The following is a 20,057-nucleotide window of genomic DNA, read 5'->3' as shown; positions in this document are numbered from 1 at the left end:
CAGTCCGTCGCTCTACCAACTGAGCTATCAGGGAATAGACAAACATTATATGCTGGAATGATCAGACCATCAAGTTGTTGGCAGTAATCGCTTCAGCACCCTTCGAATCAATCTTTCGTTCAATTCGAAGAAGCAAGATCTTAAAGGACTTTGGCGATCGCGTCAATGACCTTGTCGATATTTTTCGAGTTCAGGGCCGCCACGCAGATGCGGCCCGTGTCGACCGCGTAGATCGAGTGCTCGAGGCGCAGGCGCTCGACCTGCTGCTTGCTCAGGCCCGAGTACGAGAACATGCCGACCTGCTCGCGCACGAATTCGAAGTCGTGGCCCGGCGCTTTTTCCTTGAGCTTTTCCACGAAGGTATTGCGCATCTCCTTGATGCGCACGCGCATGGCGGCCAGTTCGTCTTCCCACAGCTGGCGCAGTTCCGGCGTGGTCAGCGCGGTCGCCACCACCTTGCCGCCATGGACCGGCGGGTTCGAATAATTGGTGCGCACCACCCGCTTGAGCTGCGACAGCAGGCGCGCCGCTTCCTCGGCGCTGGCGCCGACCACGGACAGCGCCCCCACGCGCTCGCCGTACAGCGAGAACGATTTGGAGAAGGAATTGGAGATCAGCAGCGGACCGCCGGCGGCGGCGAACTTGGCGACCACCGCGCCGTCTTCGGCGATGCCCGAACCGAAGCCCTGGTAGGCCATGTCGAGGAAGGGAATCAGGCCGCCGGCGCCGATGGCGGCGATCACCTCATCCCACTGGGCCGGGCTGATGTCGGCGCCGGTCGGGTTGTGGCAGCAGGCGTGCAGCAGGACGATGGCGCCCTTCGGCATGGCTTTCAGGTCGGCCAGCATGCCGGCGAAATCGACGCCGCGCGTGGCCGCGTCGTAGTAGCGGTAGGTGTTGACGGTGAAGCCGGCGCTTTCGAACAGGGCGCGGTGGTTTTCCCAGCTCGGATCGCTGATGTAGACGCTTGATCCCGGCGCGAAGCGCTGCAGGAAGTCGGCGCCGATTTTCAGTGCGCCGGTGCCGCCGATGGCTTGCACGGTGACTGCGCGCTTGTCTTGAATAATCGCGCTGCCGGCACCAAATACCAGCTCTTGCACGGCGGCGTCGTACGCGGCCAGGCCTTCGATCGGCAGGTAGGTGCGCGGCGCCAGCTGCTCCATCAGCAGCTCCTCGGCTTTGCGTACGCAAGCGAGCAGCGGCACTTTGCCATTGTCGTCATAATAGACACCCACGCCGAGGTTGATCTTGGCGGGATTGGTGTCTGCATTGAAGGCCTCGGTGATGCCCAGGATCGGGTCGCGCGGGGCCATGTCGATGGCGCTGAAGATGGTGGCGGAAGCTGTTGAAGTCATCGTGGTAAGATTGAGTGTCGGCTGGGTTGTATAGACAGCGACCCATATTCTGATTACTGATTGGGTGTTTCCTGGGCCGCGAGCGGGACACCATTCTAACAAAGGTCTGATCGTATGGCTGAATTATCCGTTGCCCAAGACCCGTCGCCGACGGTCGTCACGTTCCCCGATTCCCCGTTCAAGCTGCACCAGCCTTTCCCCCCGGCCGGCGACCAGCCGACCGCCATTGACGGACTGGTGGAAGGCATCAACGACGGGCTCTCTTTCCAGACCCTGCTCGGCGTGACCGGCTCCGGCAAGACCTACACCATGGCCAACGTGATCGCGCGCGCCGGCCGCCCGGCCATCGTGTTCGCGCCGAACAAGACGCTGGCCGCGCAGCTGTACGCCGAGTTCCGCGAATTCTTCCCGCAGAACGCGGTCGAGTATTTTGTCAGCTACTACGATTACTACCAGCCGGAAGCCTATGTGCCGCAGCGCGACCTGTTCATCGAAAAGGACTCGTCGATCAACGAGCATATCGAGCAGATGCGCCTGTCGTGCACCAAGTCGCTGATGGAGCGGCGCGACGTGGTCATCGTGGCCACCGTGTCGGCCATCTACGGTATCGGTAATCCGAACGAGTACCACCAGATGATCCTGACCCTGCGCGCCAAGGACAAGGTCGCGCAGCGCGACGTGATCGCGCGCCTGATCCAGATGCAGTACACGCGCAACGAGATCGACTTCGGGCGCGGCACCTTCCGCGTGCGCGGCGACAGCATCGACATCTTCCCCGCCGAGCATGCCGAACTGGCGATCCGGGTCGAGATGTTCGACGACGAAATCGAATCCCTGCAGCTGTTCGATCCGCTCACCGGGCGCATTCGCCAGAAGATCCCGCGCTTTACGGTGTATCCGGGTTCGCACTACGTCACGCCGCGCTCCACCGTGCTGCGCGCGATCGAAACCATCAAGCTCGAACTGCGCGACCGGCTGGAGTACTTCCGCAAGGAGAACAAGCTGATCGAAGAACAGCGCCTCGAGCAGCGCACCCGTTTCGACCTGGAGATGATGGCCGAAATCGGCTTCACCAAGGGCATCGAGAACTACTCGCGCCACCTGTCGGGCGCGATGCCGGGCGACCCGCCGCCGACGCTGGTCGACTACCTGCCGAAAGACGCGCTGATGTTCCTCGACGAGTCGCACGTGCTGGTCGGGCAGCTCAACGCCATGTACAACGGCGACCGTTCGCGCAAGACCAACCTGGTCGACTATGGTTTCCGCCTGCCGTCGGCGCTGGACAACCGCCCGCTCAAGTTCGAGGAATTCGAGGGCAAGCTGCGCCAGACGATCTTCGTCTCGGCCACCCCGGCCGAATACGAGAAGGCGCATGCCGACAACGTGGTCGAACAGGTGGTGCGCCCGACCGGCCTGGTCGACCCGCTGGTGATCGTGAAGCCGGCGCTGTCGCAGGTCGACGACCTGATGTCCGAAATCGTCGACCGCGTCAAGAAGGACGAACGGGTGCTGGTGACCACGCTGACCAAGCGCATGTCGGAGCAGCTGACCGAGTACCTGAGCGACCATGGCGTCAAGGTGCGCTACCTGCACAGCGACATCGAGACGGTGGAACGGGTCGAGATCCTGCGCGACCTGCGCCTGGGGACTTTCGATGTGCTGGTCGGGATCAACCTGCTGCGCGAGGGCCTCGACCTGCCCGAGGTGTCGCTGGTGGCGATCCTGGACGCCGACAAGGAAGGCTTCCTGCGTTCCGAGCGCAGCCTGATTCAAACCATCGGGCGCGCCGCGCGTAACCTGAACGGGGTGGCGATCCTGTACGCGGACCGGATCACCGAGTCGATGGAAAAGGCGATCGGCGAGACCGAACGCCGGCGCGCCAAGCAGATCGCCTACAACATCGAGCATGGCATCACGGCGGTCGGGATCAAGAAGCAGATCAAGGAACTGATCGACGGCGTCTACAGCCCGCAGCAGGCGCGCGAGCAGCTCGATACCGCCAAGGAAACCGCCAAGGTCGAGTCGATGAGCGAGAAGCAGATCGGCAAGGAGATCAAGCGCCTGGAAAAACTGATGGTCGACCACGCGAAGAATCTCGAATTCGAGAAGGCGGCGCAGGTGCGCGACCAGCTGCACATCCTCAAGCAGCAGGCCTTCGGGGCGCCGGGGACGGACAACGTGGTGTCCATCCTGGGCAAGTAGCACGCCGGCGGGCGGCGCGCGGCGCTGCCCTCACCCTCTCCTGCCGCCCCGTGCCGGGGCGCGCATCCGCCTCACGCGTAAGCGCTCACCCCGAGATGCCGGTCGAAGGCGATTTGCTCCGCTTCACCCATGGCGGCGCGGCTGTAGCGCAGCGAATAGCCGCCGTACAGGGTGCCGTCGTCGTTGATCATCCAGTCCTGGACATCGCTGTCGGGCACCGTCAATTCCATCCCGACGGCGTACTGCGTGAAGTCGCCGGGCAGTTCGAAGATGCGCCCGACAAAACCGTGCCCGTCGTGCGCCACCACCAGCAGCCAGATATTGGCATGGTAGCCAGGTTCCTCCAGGCGCACCTTCACCAGCGGGTAGCGCTGCGGCGCCGAGGCGTCGGCCAGCATGGCACGGAACACGCTCAGGCTCTCCCGCGCGAGCGTGATGGTCTTGCGGAACGCTTCATCGTCATTGCCGATGAAGACCACCTTCGCACCGGGATCGAGGTCGGGCTTGCGTCCCAGCCGGCGCCGGAGCATCTGCCAGTCGTACCAGCAGTTCTCGGGATCGATGTCGTCGCCGCGCGTCTGCGCCATCGCGTTGAAGTCGTCGCGGCTCATCATGATGACGGCGGCCGCATCCCTGATCTCGAGTACGTCGACTTCGTTCAAGGGACTGTTTTTTGCATCTTCCGCGCTCTCGAGCAGGAGGCTCAGCGGCGGCGCGAACAGAGGAAGCAGGTCGTCTTGGCTCATGGTGTCCATTCAGATGATTTGCAGGGGAACGCCGGCCCGTTCCAGCGTGGCCGGCGCGGCGCTCACAGCGACTTGATGAACTCGCGTATCCCGGCCAGGAACATCTCGACCGCCATCGCGCTCAGGATCAGGCCCATCAGGCGTTCGAAGGCGGCCATCACTTGCGGGCCGAGTTTTTCCTGCAGGCGCTCGGCGGGCAGGAACACCGCCAGCCAGACCAGCGCCACCGCCACCAGCGCGCCGACGTGGATCACGATTTCGGTCGTGGTGTTCGAGGAAAACAGCAGCACGGTCGCCAGCGCCGACGGCCCGGCAATGGCCGGAATGGCGAGCGGCACGATGAACGGCTCGCCGCCCTTGCCGTTGTCGCCGAACATGCCGCCGGGCTGGGGGAAGACCATGCGCATGGCGATCAGGAACAAAATGACGCTGCCGCCGATGCGCAGCGAAATCTGCGACAGCTGCATGGCGGCCAGCAGGTGGCGGCCGAAGAACATGAACAGCAGCAGCACGAAGAAGGCGATCGCGCATTCGCGCACCACGATCTTCCAGCGCCGCTGTTTCGGCACCTGGGCCATGGCGCTGACGAACAGCGGAACGTTGCCGAACGGGTCGGTGACCAGGAACAGCAGGATGAAGGTTTGGATGAAGGTCTGGGTCATACGGTGGTGCCGGTTAAAGAGGTGATGGTGTGCCCGTACGCGCGGGCACGACGCGTATCGATGCAAGCAATTCGGATCATGCGGGGATCATAACGTGCATACAGGAAAAAAGCACCTTTACCCTGCCGGCCCCTCCGCCTTTTTCCATTTGCGCACCCGCAAGCGCGCATTCGCGTAGGGCGATGCGGTATTGAGCTGGATCATCCGGCCCAGGGTGTACTTGTCGTACCACGGCGCGCCGTACAGCGAGGCGTCGGTTCCGGCGGCGATCAGTGCCACGATGCGCTCGTGCACCTGCGCAAAGCGGCGCAGCAGCGTCGGATAGTCCACCCCGGCATGGTCGGCGTAGAATTTCTGCGCCAGGCGGCCCAATTCGTTCCATTTGAAACCGGTGTCGGGGAAATCCACCGGCAGGCCGGCCGCCCTGGCATCGCACCATTTCAGCACCAGCAGATTCCATCCGATCAGGTAAGCGAGCAGATTGGCCACGCTCATGCGGGTTCCTCGCACGTGGCCTTCCAGGGTCGCGTCGGCGGCCCGCCCGGACGGGATGCCGGCCAGGTCCAGGACCAGCTTGTCGTAGCTGGCGCGGACGGCGTCCAGTAATTCCTGTCGGGTTTGCGGCACAGCCATGATCGGGACGCTCCATAGCGCCACCGGACGGCAGCGCAGATCCGCTATTTTCTCACGCCGCCTGTGTTCTGACAGCAACAAAACAGTGGAGAGGCAATGCAGGCGCCGTCCATCGCCGACAAGGGGATATTGGCGCATGGCATCGTTCAGGATGGGCCCCGCGAGTGTGCCACATGCACGCGCATGGCGGAGCCGCACTCCACGGAATTTTTGCAAACGTCGCTTCCCCGCCAACGCATGCATTTTCTATATTGACAATCCCTCCGCAGCAGCCTAGTGTTGCCAAAAATCATATACTTTAAGGAGATTAATCTTGTCACGATCACATTTTCGCAGTGGCGCCCAGTGGACTCTGGGCACCCTTTCCATCGCCGTCCTCGCCGCGTGCGGCGGCGGTGGCGGGTCGCCGGGCCGGGTTTCCACCTCGCCCCCGGCGGCGGGCGTCGCCGCGCCACCTGCCGGGGTCGCCGAGGGAAGCGGCACGCAGGCGGGGAGCGGCGCCCTGCTCTCGCTCAATCCCGCCAACCCGCTGACCCCGGCCCCGCCGCTGGCCGTGCCGGCGCCGATCGGCAGCACCCTGACCACCTTGCAACTCATCAACAAGGCGAGCAGCGCGCAAAGCAATGTGCCGCTCACCTTCGGCCAGGTGTTCGCCCCGGGCGCCTTGCCGGCCAATGCCGGCCTGGCGGGCGTGGCCGGCGACGTGCTGGTGCCGCTGCAGGTCAACGTCAAGGCGAAGCACCCCGACGGCTCGGTGCGCCACGCGATCATTTCCGCGTCGCTGCCGCAGATCGGCGCCGGCCAGACCATCGCCCTGGCGCTGAACGCCGCAGCGGCGCCGCCGCCGGTCGCGCCGCGCGGCCCCGGTTCCCTGCTGGCCGCCGGCTTCGACACCATGGTCAAGCTGAACCTGGGCGGGCAGCTCTACACGGCATCGGCAGCCCAGCTGCTGCAGCACAGCGCGTACCAGACCTGGCTGTCGGGCCCGGTGGTCAACGAATGGCAGGTGTCGGCGCCGCTCAAGTCGGCCGCCGGCGTCGAGCATCCGCACCTGAGCGCGCGCTTCGCCATCCGCGCCTACAACAGCGTCAACGGCATCAACGGCAAGGTGCGGGTCGACGTCACCATCGAAAACAACTGGGCCTACGAACCAGCCCCGAAACAGTTCACTTACGATGCGGAAGTGCTGATCTACGGCAAAAGCGTCTACAACATCAATGCCCTCAAACACCATCAGCACGCGCGCTGGCGCAAGGTGTTCTGGCCCGACCTGGAGCCGGCCATCCACATCAAGCACGACACGCGCTACCTGATCGCCTCGAAAGCGGTGCCCAACTACGACCAGGGCCTGAGCATCGCGCCGGCCGCGCTGACAGCCATGAAAACGACCTGGGATACGGCCAAGGCCGGCCCGATGGGCATGGCGATGGTCAACAACTACATGCCGGCGACCGGCGGCCGTCCGGACATCGGCCTGCACCACACCTGGGGCGCGATGTACCTGCTCAGCATGGACGAGCGCGCCAAGGAAGTCAGCGTCGGCTTGAGCGACCTGAGCGGCAGCTGGCCGATGCATTACCGCGACCGCAACACCGGCCAGCCGGTATCGATCGTCGACTACCCGTACGTGCGCGACATCCGCATCAGCAGCGACAGCTACAACCGCGTGCTCAAGCGCTGGGAAGACTTGCCGCAGTGCGCGCCGGCCGCCGAGTGCGTGACGCCCTACACGCCCGACACCTCGCATCACCCCTCGTTCTCCTACCTGCCCTACCTGGTTACCGGCGACACCTATCACCTGGACGAGCTGCACTTCTGGGCCAACTGGAACCTGCTCAACCAGAATCCGGGCTACCGCAAGCACGCCACCGGCCTGGTCAAGAGCCACCAGGCGCGCGGGCAGGCATGGGCGCTGCGCTCGCTGACGCAGGCGGCCTACATCGCGCCGGACGATCACCCGCTCAAGGGCTACTTCCAGCAGGTCGTCAACAACAACGTGGACTGGTACAACACCACCTATGTGACAGGCAACAGCAACCAGCTGGGCTTCCTCGACAACAGCGGGTTTGCGACGGTGGCCTACAACGGCCCGGGTGGACTGCGCACCGGAATGGCGCCGTGGCAGGACGACTTCTTCACCTCGGCCGTGGGACATGCGGTCGAGCTGGGCTTCAGCAACGCCAAGCCGCTGCTGGACTGGAAATCGCGCTTCCCGGTCGGGCGCATGACGGCGCCCGGCTATTGCTGGATCGATGGCGCGGTGTATGCGCTGTCGGTGCGCGCCACCGAGACATCGCCCTACTTCACCACCTTTGCGCAAGCGTGGCAGGCCACCATGCGCGCGGCCGACAATACCGACCTGGTCAACAGCACCGGCCAGCGCTATGTGGACCAGCCGTGCGGCAGCCAGCAGCAGGCCGACTGGCGCACCCAGCTCGAACGCGACAAGAAGACCGGACGCATGCCGTGGCTGGCCGGTGAAATGACCGGCTACGCCAGTTCGGCCGAAGGCTTCCCGTCGAACATGCAGCCGGCGCTGGCGGCGGCCGCCGACAGCGGGATTCCGAACGCGCGCGCGGCGTGGGACACATTCGCCAGGCGCACGGTCAAGCCGGACTACACCCAGCGGCCGCAGTTCGCCATCGTGCCGCGCTGACCCGGGAGCGCCGCCGTCGCGCGGCGTGCTCCGGAGCCAGGGCCGCGCATCGCCCGACGTCCAGCGGTCTGGTCGGTAATCGGACCGATTGCGACGATGTGGCGATGTGGCGGGCGTACGCCACGGCTGAACGCGTGGCCATGCCCGGCGCCCCTATTGCTTCGATGGAAAAACGGACAATCCATCGTAGCGGAAGCATGCTGACATGCTGGCACGGGCTTGCGCGATGGGGCCGGCCAGGTGATCGGCATCGACTCGCGCCGACAATTTCTGCAAGTCGGCAACGCAAGGGGAGCGTTTGTGCAGGGGAAGCGCACCAGAACAGGCGGCGCGGCGCAAGCAGACGTTCGATGGCGCGGTTGCGGCGTCCCCCGGGCCGGCGCAATGGCGGCCGCTCTATTGCGCCAGTATCTTTTCTTTCATGGTGGCCAGGCACGCCTTGCCCGCCACGTCGAGTTCTTTCTTCAATCCGGCGGCGCCGTCGCCGACCAGCTCTTTATAGCTTGGCGCCCCTTCCGGATCATCCGGAACACGGTTGCAGAAGCTCTCGGCGATGACTTTCCTTGACGCCAGGTCGATCACACGCGCCCTGGCCACATAGATCAGGCGGTAGTGATTCCAGTCGAGCGGAAAATACCAGGCGAACCAGTTGAGGGTCTGGACGTCGACCACGAAACGCACCGAACCGCCAGCTGCGACGGAAATCGCATCGACCTCATCGCTATCGAGCGCCAGCGGGGCCCCGCCAGGCCTGGCTCCGTGCGCGCTGCTCAGGGCGGCCACCAGGTCGCGTGCGATGGCGTCGGCCGGATCGGGTATCTGGTTATCCTTGATCAGGGCATCGGCTTCGCCCAGGCTTGTTTTCACGTCCACGCCCATGATCTGGAAGCGGGGCATCTTGCGCGCGGTGTGCGTGATCGATTGACCTTTCAGCGACGCCGCGCCAGCGTTATCGAGCGCAATTTGTTGCAGCGAGGTACAGCCGGTAAGAACAAAGCCGGAAAAGAGAATGAAGAAGAGTTTTTTCATGAATAAAATGGAAAAAAGGCGCAGCAATGGCTGGCGCGCTTGATTTGTCGGAGAATGGCCGTGCCGGATGGCCGTGCCGGATGGCCGTGCCGGATGGGCGTGCCGGATGGGCGTGCCGGACGGCCGTGCCGAAACGCGGCGCAGGGCGGCAGGTCGGTGGGTTCGGCGGGGCGGACCGCGCCGCTCGGGCCGCAGCAAAAAAAAAGCTCCCTTGCGGGAGCTTCTTGACTAAGCAGCCACTAAGCAGCCACGTTACGCCGGCTTGTCGAACTTCTTCATCCACGCCGACAGCTGGTGCGGACGCAGGCCGTCGTAGTCTTCGAACGGCTGGTGAATCCACGGGTTGTGCGGCAAGTCTTCCAGGTAGTAATCCGGACGGATCGAGGACGTGCCCTTGACCCAGATGACCGCCGATTTGACTTCGGTCACGCCGGCGAAATTCTCGCTCAGGTGACGCGTGACCTTGTCCAGCGTGACGCCGGAATCGGCCAGGTCGTCGACCAGCAGGATCTTGCCGGCCAGCGGGCCCTTGGTCATCGTCATGTACTTGGCAATGTCCAGGTCGCCGCGCACGGTGCCCGCTTCTTCGCGGTACGAACTGGTCGACAGGATCGCCAGCGGCACGTCGAAGATGCGCGAGAACACGTCGCCCGGACGCACGCCGCCGCGCGCCAGGCACAGCACCTGGTCGAACTTCCAGCCCGATTCGTACACCTTGAGCGCCAGGCGCTCGATCAGGCGGTGGTACTCGTCCCAGGACACCCAGAGGTCATTGTCGGTCGATGGAGGGGTCGTCATGATGATTCCTATAGCTTGTTGTTATTCGAACGTCTTGTTATTCGAACGTCTTGTTATTCGTGCGTCTGCTTATTCGAACGGGTGACGCAGGACGATGGTTTCGACGCGGTCGGGACCGGTGGAGACCATATCGACCGGCACGCCGACCAGCTCTTCGATGCGCTTGATGTAGGCACGCGCGGTGGCAGGCAGATCGGCCAGCGATTTCGCGCCGACCGTGCTTTCTTTCCAGCCAGGCATGGTTTCGTACACAGGCACGCAGCGCGCCGCATCTTCCGCGCCGACCGGGAAGATGTCGACAGCGCGGCCGTCGATCTTGTAGCCGGTGCACAGTTGCAGCGTTTCCAGGCCGTCCAGCACGTCGAGCTTGGTAAGGCACATGCCCGACACGCCATTGATCTGGACCGAGCGGCGCAGCAGCGCGGCGTCGAACCAGCCGCAGCGGCGCGCACGGCCGGTGACGGTGCCGAATTCATGGCCGACCGACGACAGGTGATGGCCGACGCCGGCATCGGTTGGCAGTTCCGACGGGAACGGGCCGGAGCCCACGCGCGTGGTGTAGGCCTTGGTGATGCCCAGGATGTAGTGCAGCATGTTCGGGCCGACGCCGGCACCGGCGGCGGCATTGCCGGCCACGCAGTTCGACGAGGTCACGTACGGATAGGTGCCGTGGTCGACGTCGAGCAGCGAACCCTGCGCGCCTTCGAACAGCAGGTTGCCGCCGGCCTTGTGCGCCGCGTACAGCTGCGAGGAGACGTCGCCGACCATCGGTTTGAGGCGCGGCACCAGGGCCATCGCGTCGTCGAAGGTCTTCTGGAAGTCGACCGCGTCGGCTTTCAGGTAGTTGGTCAGCACGAAGTTGTGGTAGTCGAGGTTTTCGCGCAGCTTTTCGGCGAAGCGCTCTTCGTTGAGCATGTCGGCGATACGGATCGCGCGGCGTGCCACCTTGTCTTCGTAGGCCGGGCCGATGCCCTTGCCGGTGGTGCCGATCTTGTTGGCGCCGCGCGCCACTTCACGCGCCACGTCGATGGCGACGTGGTACGGCAGGATCGCAGGGCACGCCTCGGAGATCTTCAGGCGCGACACCACTTCCACGCCGATGGCCTGGAGCTTGTCGATTTCGCGCATGACGTCGGGAACCGACACCACCACGCCATTGCCGATGTAGCAGGCCACGCCTTCGCGCATGATGCCCGACGGGATCAGCTGCAAGGCGGTCTTCTGACCCTTGATGACCAGGGTATGGCCGGCATTATGGCCACCCTGGAAGCGAACCACGCCCTGCGCGTTATCGGTCAGCCAATCGACGATCTTGCCCTTGCCTTCATCGCCCCACTGGGTACCGATGACAACGACGTTCTTTGCCACGTTTTTCTTTGACATCACACTTAGCCTAAGTTTTTGAGAATCCAGTTACTGTTGTCGAGGACGAGTACGCGATCGCACTCGAACTCGTCCTGCTCATTGTCGTGACCCGGCAAACTCTGGATCACAACCTCGCCTGCTTTGCGCAGTTGAGCGATTTTTTCACGCAGCTCGGGGGCATTGCCCCACGGAGCACGGATCGAATGTTTGCGCTCGGCGGTCGGCAGGAGCCGCGCCAGTTCGCGCAAATCGAGCGAAAAGCCGGTCGCGGGCCTGGCCCGTCCGAATGCTTCGCCCACATGGTCGTAACGTCCGCCGCGCACCACCGCATTCGGCAGGCCGGGCACGTACAGCGCGAACATCGCGCCGCTTTCGTATTGGTAGCCGCGCAGGTCGGCCAGGTCGATCGCCACGTCGGCGCGGCCCAGGGCCGATCCGGCCAGCGCCGCCAGTTCGGCCAGCGCGCGCGTGATGCCCGGCAGCGCCGGCAGCACTTCGCGCGCCCTGGCCAGCACGTCGATGTCGCCGTACAGGCCGGGCAAGGCCTTGAGGGCGGCGCGGGTGGCCGGCGCGTACGCCGCGCTGATGGCGTCCAGGCCCGGGCTGTCCTTGGCGCGCAGCAGGGTGTACAGCGCCGCTTCGTCCTTCTTGGCGGCGCCGTCGTCGGCCAGCAGCGCGCGCAGGACGCCCGCGTGCGACAGGTCGAGGCGCACCTGGTCCGCGCCGAAGCCGGCCAGGGCCAGCGAGGCCAGCGCCAGTTCCTGCACTTCGGCGTCGGCTTCGAGGCCGGCGTGGCCGTAGATCTCGGCGCCGATCTGCAGCGGCTCGCGGGTGGCGTGCAGGCCGCTCGGGCGGGTATGCAGCACGCTGCCGGCGTAGCACAGGCGGGTGACCGAGTCGCGGTTGAGCAGGTGGGCGTCGATGCGCGCGACCTGGGTGGTCATGTCGGCGCGCAGGCCGAGCATGCGGCCCGACATCGGGTCGACCAGCTTGAAGCTGCGCAGTTCGGTGTCCTGGCCGGCGCCGGCCAGCAGCGACTCGACGTATTCGAGCAAAGGCGGCATCACCAGCTCGTAACCGTAGGAACGGAAGTTATCGAGCATCAGGCGGCGCAGCTCTTCGGTCTTGCGCGCTTCGGACGGCAGGACGTCGGCAATATTTTCAGGCAGGAGCCAGTTCGGCATGGGCAACGGGAGATAGTTAAAAATCGGACAATATGGCGCGCACGGTCGTGCTAAATGTAGCGCCGAATCAGCGATTTTACAGGAAAATGGTTTAAGAGCGCCAACAAATGTGCGGGAAGCAGTTGTGGGCTTGTTACGGTTGCTGCGGCCGCCACCCTTCCTGGCGTCGTTGCGCGCAGGCGCGAATCCAGGGCGCCGCGGGAGGCCCGGGCGTGCCGCACAAGGCAAACGGGCGTACCTGCAAGGCAGGCACGCCCGTCATTCATCCCGGCCGCTGCGATTACTTCTTGGCGGCAGCCGCGGGCGCCGATGCCCCGCCGGGCGCGCGGAAGTACTTGAAGAACTCCGAGTTCGAATCGAGCACCAGCACGTCGCCGTGGGTCTTGAAGGTCGCGCGGTAGGCTTCCAGCGAGCGGTAGAACTTGTAGAACTCCGGGCTCTTGCCGAAGGCTTCGGCGTAGATCGCCGAGGCGGCGGCATCGCCCTCACCCTTGATCTGCTCCGCTTCGCGGTAGGCCGCGGCCAGCAGTTCGATGCGCTTGCGGTCGGCCGCCGCGCGCAGCTTCTCGGATTCGGCCGAACCGGTCGAACGCAGCTCGTTGGCCACCTTCAGGCGCTCGGCGCGCATGCGGTCGTACACCGAGGCGTTGATCTTCTCGTCGTAGTCGACGCGCTTGAGGCGCACGTCGACGATCTGCACGCCGATCTGCCTGGCCTCGTCGACCACCTTGCGCTGGATCGCTTCCATCACCTTGCCGCGCTGGCCGGAAATGACTTCGCGCACCGTGCGCTTGGTGATTTCCTCGTTCAGGGCCGCCTTGACGATCTGGCCCATGCGCCCGCGCGCGCTCGCTTCGTTGCCGTTGAAGCTGATGTAGTACAGGCGCGGATCCATGATGCGCCATTTGACGAAGGCGTCGACCATGACGTTCTTCTTTTCGGACGTCATGAAGCGGTCGGCGTCGGGCGTGTCGAGCGTGAGGATGCGCTTGTCGAGGTAGATCACGTTCTGGAACGGCGGCGGCAGCTTGAAATGCAGGCCGGGCTCGCTGATCACTTCCTTCATCTCGCCGAACGCGAACACCACCGCGAACTTGCGCTGGTCGACGATGAACACCGTCGACGACAGCAGCATCAGCGCGATGAAGGCCGCAACAAAAAAGGATACGAGGCGGTTCATTAACGGGTCTCCCGATCACGTGAGGATTCGCGGCTGCGGCTGTCGCGCTGGCGCACTTGTTCGAGCGGTTGCAGCACGTCGGCCGGCAGGGCCTGCGGCTGTTGCGGCGCGGTCTGCGCCGGCGTCATCATCACCGGACCGGACTTGGAACCGATGGCGGCGTCGTTGGCGGCGGTCTGGGCGATCAGTTTGTCGAGCGGCAGGTACAGCAGGTTGCTGCCGGCCTTGACGTCGACCATCACCTTGCTGGCGCTGCTGAAGATCTGCTGCATGGTGTCGAGGTACATGCGGTCGCGCGTGACGCCAGGCGCCTTCTGGTACTCGGTCATCACCTGCGTGAAGCGGGCCGCGTTACCGGTGGCGTTTTCGGTCACCATCGAGCGGTAGGCGCGCGCTTCTTCCAGCAGGCGCACGGCATTGCCGGCGGCGCGCGGCACCACGTCGTTGGCGTAGGCTTCGCCCTCGCTCTTGGCGCGTTCGTTGTCCTGGCCGGCCTTGTTGGCGTCGTCGAAGGCGCCCTGCACCTGCTCCGGCGGTTGCACGCCCTGCATGGTGACATTGCTGATCTGCGCGCCCAGTGCGTAGCGGTCGATGATCTGCTGCATCAGCAGCTGCGTGTCGAGCGCGACTTTTTCACGGCCGACGTACAGCACGTAGTCCATCTTGCTCTTGCCGACCACTTCGCGGATCGCGGTTTCGGCGACCTGGCGCACGGTTTCGTCGGGTTCCAGGTTGTTGAACAGCCAGGCCTTCGGATCCTTGAGCGTGTACTGCACCGCGAACTGGATGTCGACGATGTTCTCGTCGTCGGTCAGCATCAGCGACTCTTTCAGGTTCTTCGAGCGCACATTGCCGCTGTAGCCGATTTCCATGGTCCGCACTTCGTTGACGTTGACCTTTTCATGGGTCTGGAACGGATACGGCATGTGCCAGTTCAGGCCCGAACCGGTGCTGTGGCTGTATTTGCCGAAGGTCGAGACGATCCCGGCCTGGCCTTCGCGCACGCTGAACACGCCGCTGGCCAGCCAGATGAAGCCGACCACCGCCACCGCGGCGCCGACCGTGATGCCGGCGCCCTTCATGTCGGGGCGGTACGGACCGCCACCGCCGTTGGCGTCGCCGCCGCCCGGGCCTTTGTTGCCGAACAGGCGATTGAGGCGCTGGTTGAAATCGCGCCACATCTGGTCGAGATCGGGCGGGCCGTCACCGGGACGTTTGCTGTCCTGCAGCAGGACAGTGGGCGGCGGCCGGATGCCGACGCGTTTGAGTAATGAAGCAAGCATGCTATCGAGGTCCGACGTTGGTGGAGGTTAGAATTTCGGCCGCTTGCGCGTCCTGCCGCTCGTGCGCATCGTCCGCGCCGGCGCCATCGTCGGCGTCGTACGCATCGTCCGCGTCGCCGGCGCCGGTCGCGTCAACCGGTTCGGCATCGTCCTGCTCGTCAAAAAGATGGCTGCGCGCCGGCGCGGCCCTGGCCGCTTCGACCACGGCATCGCGCAGCATGTCGAGCCCGGCGCCGGTATGGGCGCTGATGAAGACGCGCGCAATCCTGCCCGCTTCATCGCGCTCGACCGCAGGCTCCAGGCCGGCGGCGTCGATCTTGTTCCACACCAGGATCTGCGGAATGTGATCGGCGCCGATTTCCTTGAGCACCAGGTTGACCTGTTCGATCTGTTCCATGCGCACCGGGCTGGCGCCGTCGACGACGTGCAGCAGCAGGTCGGCGTGGATGGTTTCTTCCAGCGTGGCGCGGAAGGCCGCCACCAGCTGGTGCGGCAGTTCGCGCACGAAGCCGACCGTATCGGACATGACCACATTGCCCACTTCTTCGCCCAGGTAGACGCGGCGCGAGGTCGTGTCCAGCGTGGCGAACAACTGGTTGGCGACGTACACGCCGGCCTTGGTCAGGGCGTTGAACAGGGTCGACTTGCCGGCATTGGTGTAGCCGACCAGCGAGACCGAAAAGGTATGGCTGCGTCCGCGCGAACGGCGCTGGGTCTCATGCTGCTTGCGCAGCTTGGCCAGGCGCGCGCGCAGGGCCTTGACGCGCTCGCCGATCAGGCGGCGGTCGGTCTCGAGCTGGGTTTCACCCGGACCGCGCAGGCCGATACCGCCCTTTTGCCGTTCCAGGTGAGTCCAGCCGCGGATCAGGCGCGTGGCCAGGTGCTGCAGCTGGGCCAGTTCGACCTGCAGCTTGCCCTCGTGGCTCTTGGCGCGCTGCGCGAAGATGTCGAGGATCAGGCTGGTGCGGTCGAGCACGCGGATATTCAGGCGCTTTTCCAGGTTGCGCTGCTGGGCCGGAGACAAGGCGTGATTGAAAATCACGATCTCGATGTTCTGGTCCACGCAGGCCAGGCCGATTTCGTCGGCCTTGCCGCTGCCGACGAAGTAGGCGGCGTCGGGACTGGAACGCTTGGCGGTGATGGTGGTGATCGGCTCGGCGCCCGCCGAACGGGCGAGCAGGGACAGCTCTTCCACGCTCGCGTTGAAGTCGCCCGCGCCGAAATCGATGCCGACTAATGCTGCGCGCATAGGCCTCCCTGCGGGGCCGGGCGACCCGGGGTGGCGACGCCCATGGCCTTACTCAGCTTCGGAATCAAGATTGAGGTTGACCGCGCGTGCCGGAACAACGGTGGAGATTGCATGCTTGTAGACCATCTGGGTCACCGTGTTACGCAGCAAGACGACGTATTGGTCGAAGGACTCGATGTGGCCCTGCAGTTTGATCCCGTTGACCAGGTAGATCGAGACGGGAACATGCTCTTTGCGCAAGGCATTGAGGAATGGGTCTTGTAACAGTTGCCCTTTGTTGCTCATAACAGCTCCGTGATGTTGTTGTAGTAAAGAATTGGAGGCGACTCGCTGGTTTTTCAAGTGCCGGGACCATCATTCTGTGGGTAGAACGATGTCCCTAATGTACTGTAACCTGTTTTGCAATTGTCTGTCGGACGGCGGGCGCGCCCGCCGTGACATCCGGTGCTACTTTGACGTCCGGGCGAACGGGTTCTTGCCCATGCGCAGCTCGATCCGCAGCGGCGTACCGACCAGATTGAAGGTGTCGCGGAAATGCTTTTCGAGGTAACGCTTGTACGGCTCGCCGATCGCGTCGAGCGCATTGCCGTGGATGACGATGATCGGCGGATTCTGCCCACCCTGGTGCGCATAGCGCATTTTAGGACGGATCGAGCCCTTGCGGCGCGGTTCCTGCTTCTCGACCGCTTCGATCAGCGCGCGCGTCAGGCGCGGCGTGGACAGGTCGGCGGTGGCGGCGGCGTAGGCCGCGTCGACCGATTTCATCATCGGCGCGATGCCTTGCGACTTCAGGGCCGAGATGAAGTGGGTCTTGGCAAACGAGAGGAAATCGAGCTTGCGGTCGATGTCGATCTTGATTTCGTCGCGCTGGTCCGATTGCAGGCCGTCCCACTTGTTGACGGCCACCACCAGCGCCCTGCCCGACTCCAGGATGAAGCCGGCGATGTGCGCATCCTGCTCCGAAATGTCCTGCTGGGCGTCGAGCAGCAGGATCACCACGTGGGCTTCCGAAATCGACTGCAGGGTTTTTACGACCGAAAACTTCTCGATCGCTTCGAACACCTTGCCGCGGCGGCGGATACCGGCCGTGTCGATCAGGGTGTAATTCTTGCCGTCGCGTTCGAACGGCACCTCGATCGAGTCGCGCGTGGTGCCCGGCATGTCGAAGGCGATGACGCGCTCTTCGCCGATCAGGGTGTTGACCAGGGTCGACTTGCCCACGTTCGGACGGCCGACGATGGCGATCTTGATCCCGCGCGCGGCCGGTTCCAGCTCTTCCTGGTCGTCCGGACGCTGGGCGAAGGCTTCGTTCAGCGCTTCCTCGACCAGGTCGACCACGCCGTCGCCATGGGCGGCGGAAATGACGTACGGGTCGCCCATGCCGAGTTCGTAGAAGTCGGCCACGACCGAGCTGTACTTCATGCCTTCGGCCTTGTTGACGACCAGCATGACCTTGCGGCCCGACTTGCGCAGGAAGTCGGTGATGGTCTTGTCGTGCGGGGTCAGGCCCTGGCGGCCGTCGACGATGAACACGACCACGTCCGCTTCGGCGACGGCCTGCTTGGTCTGCAGGGCCATCTGGAACATGATGCCTTCCTTGGCGACCGGCTCGAAGCCGCCCGTGTCGATGACGAGGAAGGGACGTTCGCCGACCCGGCCTTCGCCGTAGTGACGGTCGCGCGTCAGGCCGGGCAAGTCGGCCACGAGCGCGTCGCGCGAGCGGGTGAGGCGATTGAAAAGTGTCGATTTCCCGACGTTGGGGCGACCAACTAATGCGATTACCGGCTTCATGGTGTTTTTATTCGACCGCGATAGCGGTCACTGTCCCAGATTGTGTTTGAAAGATCAGGTTCGAACCGGCCACCATGGGCGCGGCCGTGACGGCGCTCCCGTCGGTGGCGGCACGCGCCAGAAAGGAACCATCTTCCCGTGACAGGAAGTGGATGAAACCCTGGTAGTCGCCGACGGCCACCGTGCGTCCGTAGGACACGGGGGTGGACAGGCGGCGATAGCTCAATTTGTCGTTTTTCCAGGCGCTGGCGCCGCCTTCGCGGTTAAAGGCCGAGACCGCGCCCTTGTCGTCGACGGCGAACACGAAGCGCTGGTCGACCGAGACGCCGACGTCGGAGGAGAGCTCCTTGGTCCAGCGCGCCGCGCCGGTGGCGATGTCGAAGCAGCCGACGCGGCCCTGGTAGGACACGGCGCACACTTCCTGGTCGATCACGACCGGGGTGCCGCCGATATCGGTGACGCGTTCGAGTTCGGTGGCGCCGCGCGATTCGCCGACCGCCACTTCCCAGCGCGCGTTGCCGGTGGCCAGGTTCAGCGACAGCAGCTTGCCGCCCGGCTGGGCCACGATGACTTCCTTGCCGACCACCACCATGCCCGGCGCATTACGCAGGGTCAACGGCGGCGACACGCGCTGCACAGTCCATTTTTTCTCGCCGCTCCTGGCGTCCAGGCCGACGATGCGGTTGTCGACCGAGCGCACCACCACGATGCCGTCGCCCACCACGGGACTGGACAGCACTTCGCTGGAGGCTTGCGCCTTCCACAGCAGCTTGCCTTCGAGGTCGTAGGCCAGCACGCCGCCCTTGGCGCCGCCGAAGACCAGCATATTGCCGTCGGTGCCGACGCCGGCGGTCAGGCCTGTTGCGGCCTTGATGCGCCACAGCTGCTTGCCGCTGGCGGCGTCGACCCGCGCGATGGCGCCGTCGGCGCCGGCCACCACCAGCGACTGGTTCACCAGCGCCGGGGTGAAGGTGTAATCCTGGGCCTTGCCGATATCGAGCTTCCAGGCGGTGCGCACGGCCATCGAGCCTTTCAGCTCGACCAGCGGCGCAGGCTGGTTGCCCTTGGGTTTGGAGGCGAAGGGATTAAGCGAACTCAGGGTGGAGCAGCCGGCCATCAGGGCCAGCACACTCACACCGATAAGTTTCTGGGTAATACGCATAGTCATGACCTTGTTCTGGGTACAGAGTCCGCTCAGGCGGCTGCTTTGGTTTCCGGCACGGTGCCGCCGATGGCTTCGAGCTTGATCTGCACCAGCGCGCGGCCCGGATGCTTGGCGTCCATCGCGGCCAGGGCGGCCGCGTAGGCGCTGCGCGCTTCGGCGATCTTGTTCTGCGCCACCAGGATGTCGCCCTTGCGGTCGGCCACGGCGCCGGCGAATTGCGGCAGGAATGGCGTGGCCAGCAGTTTCAGGCCGTCATCGTAGGCTTTTTCGTCGAGCAGCACGCCGGCCAGGCGCAGCTTGGCGATCGACTTGTATTCTTCGTTGCCGTTGTCGACCACCCATTGCAGATGGGTCTTGGCCGATTTCAGGTCGTTGGCGTCGAAAGCGCTCTTGGCCGCGGTCAGCGCGGTCATGGCGGCGTAGGCGCTTTTGGCGTACTTGGTGCGCACGTCGCCGGCGATGCGCTGCACCTTGGCGTTGTCCTTGGCGCTGGCGGCGGCCTGGATCTGCGTGTACAGGGCCGATGCTTCGGCGGCGTTGACGCGCTCGGCGCGCTTCCACCAGGTGTAGCCGGCATAGGAACCGGCGGCAATGATCAGCAACACCATCAGCATGTTGCCGTACTTGTTCCAGAAGGCCTGCATCGCGGCCAGTTGTTCTTGTTCTTCGAGATCGTATGCCATGTAATTCTCAACGGTGTTAGTTCAGGTTAATCGGATGATACCGGCGCGCCCGCGCGGGACGGGCCGGATGACGCCT

General features: G+C 64.5%; 17 protein-coding genes. 2 read left to right on the top strand and 15 right to left on the bottom strand.

Annotation, left to right across the window (positions count from 1 at the left end; genetic code table 11):
* Window positions 1-140 precede the first annotated feature (140 nt).
* Window positions 141-1,355: an amino acid aminotransferase gene (locus tag EJB06_RS12275; protein WP_126074296.1), complete on the bottom strand. Its 1,215-nt coding sequence runs from the start codon at window positions 1,353-1,355 to the stop codon at window positions 141-143.
* Between the two features lie 114 nt (window positions 1,356-1,469).
* Here EJB06_RS12275 and uvrB point away from each other — a divergent pair, with 114 nt between their 5' ends.
* A complete protein-coding gene (gene uvrB / locus EJB06_RS12270) occupies window positions 1,470-3,557 on the top strand; it encodes an excinuclease ABC subunit UvrB (RefSeq protein WP_126074295.1) in 2,088 nt (695 codons plus the stop codon).
* Between the two features lie 71 nt (window positions 3,558-3,628).
* Here uvrB and EJB06_RS12265 read toward each other — a convergent pair whose 3' ends face one another.
* The 3 genes from EJB06_RS12265 to EJB06_RS12255 all read right to left on the bottom strand — a co-directional run bounded on the left by EJB06_RS12265 (window position 3,629) and on the right by EJB06_RS12255 (window position 5,598).
* Complete coding sequence (locus tag EJB06_RS12265; protein ID WP_126074294.1) at window positions 3,629-4,303, bottom strand: DUF2314 domain-containing protein; 675 nt, start codon at window positions 4,301-4,303, stop codon at window positions 3,629-3,631.
* Window positions 4,304-4,365: 62 nt separating this feature from the next.
* Window positions 4,366-4,965: a MarC family protein gene (locus EJB06_RS12260; RefSeq protein ID WP_126074293.1), complete on the bottom strand. Its 600-nt coding sequence runs from the start codon at window positions 4,963-4,965 to the stop codon at window positions 4,366-4,368.
* Window positions 4,966-5,082: 117 nt separating this feature from the next.
* On the bottom strand, window positions 5,083-5,598 hold the full coding sequence (locus EJB06_RS12255; RefSeq protein ID WP_126074292.1) for a ClbS/DfsB family four-helix bundle protein: 516 nt from the start codon (window positions 5,596-5,598) through the stop codon (window positions 5,083-5,085).
* A gap of 313 nt (window positions 5,599-5,911) precedes the next feature.
* Between EJB06_RS12255 and EJB06_RS12250 the strand changes: the two genes are divergently transcribed.
* Window positions 5,912-8,254 carry a hypothetical protein gene (locus EJB06_RS12250; RefSeq protein WP_229427042.1) on the top strand — a complete coding sequence of 781 codons (2,343 nt, stop codon included), beginning with the start codon at window positions 5,912-5,914 and terminating at the stop codon, window positions 8,252-8,254.
* 396 nt (window positions 8,255-8,650) lie between these two features.
* On the opposite strand, the gene EJB06_RS12245 is transcribed toward EJB06_RS12250, so the two are convergent.
* The 11 genes from EJB06_RS12245 to EJB06_RS12195 all read right to left on the bottom strand — a co-directional run bounded on the left by EJB06_RS12245 (window position 8,651) and on the right by EJB06_RS12195 (window position 19,981).
* The gene (locus tag EJB06_RS12245) at window positions 8,651-9,481 is read right to left on the bottom strand and encodes a hypothetical protein (RefSeq protein ID WP_126074291.1); all 831 of its coding nucleotides are present in this window, start codon (window positions 9,479-9,481) and stop codon (window positions 8,651-8,653) included.
* Between the two features lie 54 nt (window positions 9,482-9,535).
* The gene (locus EJB06_RS12240; protein ID WP_126074290.1) at window positions 9,536-10,081 is read right to left on the bottom strand and encodes a phosphoribosyltransferase; all 546 of its coding nucleotides are present in this window, start codon (window positions 10,079-10,081) and stop codon (window positions 9,536-9,538) included.
* A 69-nt stretch (window positions 10,082-10,150) separates the two neighbouring features.
* Entirely contained in the window at window positions 10,151-11,464 is a 1,314-nt protein-coding gene (locus tag EJB06_RS12235; protein ID WP_126074289.1) for an adenylosuccinate synthase, read from the bottom strand.
* A gap of 5 nt (window positions 11,465-11,469) precedes the next feature.
* A complete protein-coding gene (locus tag EJB06_RS12230) occupies window positions 11,470-12,630 on the bottom strand; it encodes an ATP phosphoribosyltransferase regulatory subunit (RefSeq protein ID WP_126074288.1) in 1,161 nt (386 codons plus the stop codon).
* A gap of 280 nt (window positions 12,631-12,910) precedes the next feature.
* Window positions 12,911-13,810, bottom strand: coding sequence for a protease modulator HflC (hflC, locus tag EJB06_RS12225; protein ID WP_126074287.1), 900 nt, complete (start codon window positions 13,808-13,810; stop codon window positions 12,911-12,913).
* A complete protein-coding gene (hflK, locus tag EJB06_RS12220) occupies window positions 13,810-15,093 on the bottom strand; it encodes an FtsH protease activity modulator HflK (RefSeq protein WP_126074286.1) in 1,284 nt (427 codons plus the stop codon). Before hflK ends, hflC begins: the two co-directional genes overlap by 1 nt.
* A 1-nt stretch (window position 15,094) precedes the next feature.
* Window positions 15,095-16,342: a GTPase HflX gene (gene hflX, locus EJB06_RS12215; RefSeq protein ID WP_229427041.1), complete on the bottom strand. Its 1,248-nt coding sequence runs from the start codon at window positions 16,340-16,342 to the stop codon at window positions 15,095-15,097.
* A gap of 48 nt (window positions 16,343-16,390) precedes the next feature.
* On the bottom strand, window positions 16,391-16,627 hold the full coding sequence (gene hfq / locus EJB06_RS12210; RefSeq protein ID WP_026354376.1) for an RNA chaperone Hfq: 237 nt from the start codon (window positions 16,625-16,627) through the stop codon (window positions 16,391-16,393).
* A 162-nt stretch (window positions 16,628-16,789) separates the two neighbouring features.
* The gene (gene der, locus EJB06_RS12205; RefSeq protein WP_126074285.1) at window positions 16,790-18,133 is read right to left on the bottom strand and encodes a ribosome biogenesis GTPase Der; all 1,344 of its coding nucleotides are present in this window, start codon (window positions 18,131-18,133) and stop codon (window positions 16,790-16,792) included.
* A gap of 7 nt (window positions 18,134-18,140) precedes the next feature.
* Window positions 18,141-19,295, bottom strand: a complete 1,155-nt coding sequence (gene bamB, locus EJB06_RS12200; protein ID WP_126074327.1) for an outer membrane protein assembly factor BamB — start codon at window positions 19,293-19,295, stop codon at window positions 18,141-18,143.
* Between the two features lie 32 nt (window positions 19,296-19,327).
* Window positions 19,328-19,981 (bottom strand): YfgM family protein, encoded by a 654-nt coding sequence (locus EJB06_RS12195; RefSeq protein ID WP_126074284.1) that lies wholly within the window; start codon window positions 19,979-19,981, stop codon window positions 19,328-19,330.
* Between the last annotated feature and the right edge of the window lie 76 nt (window positions 19,982-20,057).

This window comes from Massilia atriviolacea (assembly GCF_003953935.1).
Classification (GTDB): Bacteria; Pseudomonadota; Gammaproteobacteria; order Burkholderiales; family Burkholderiaceae_D; genus Telluria_A; species Telluria_A atriviolacea.
Note: the sequence above shows the minus strand (reverse complement) of the source record. Positions and strands in the feature narration are given on the sequence as shown.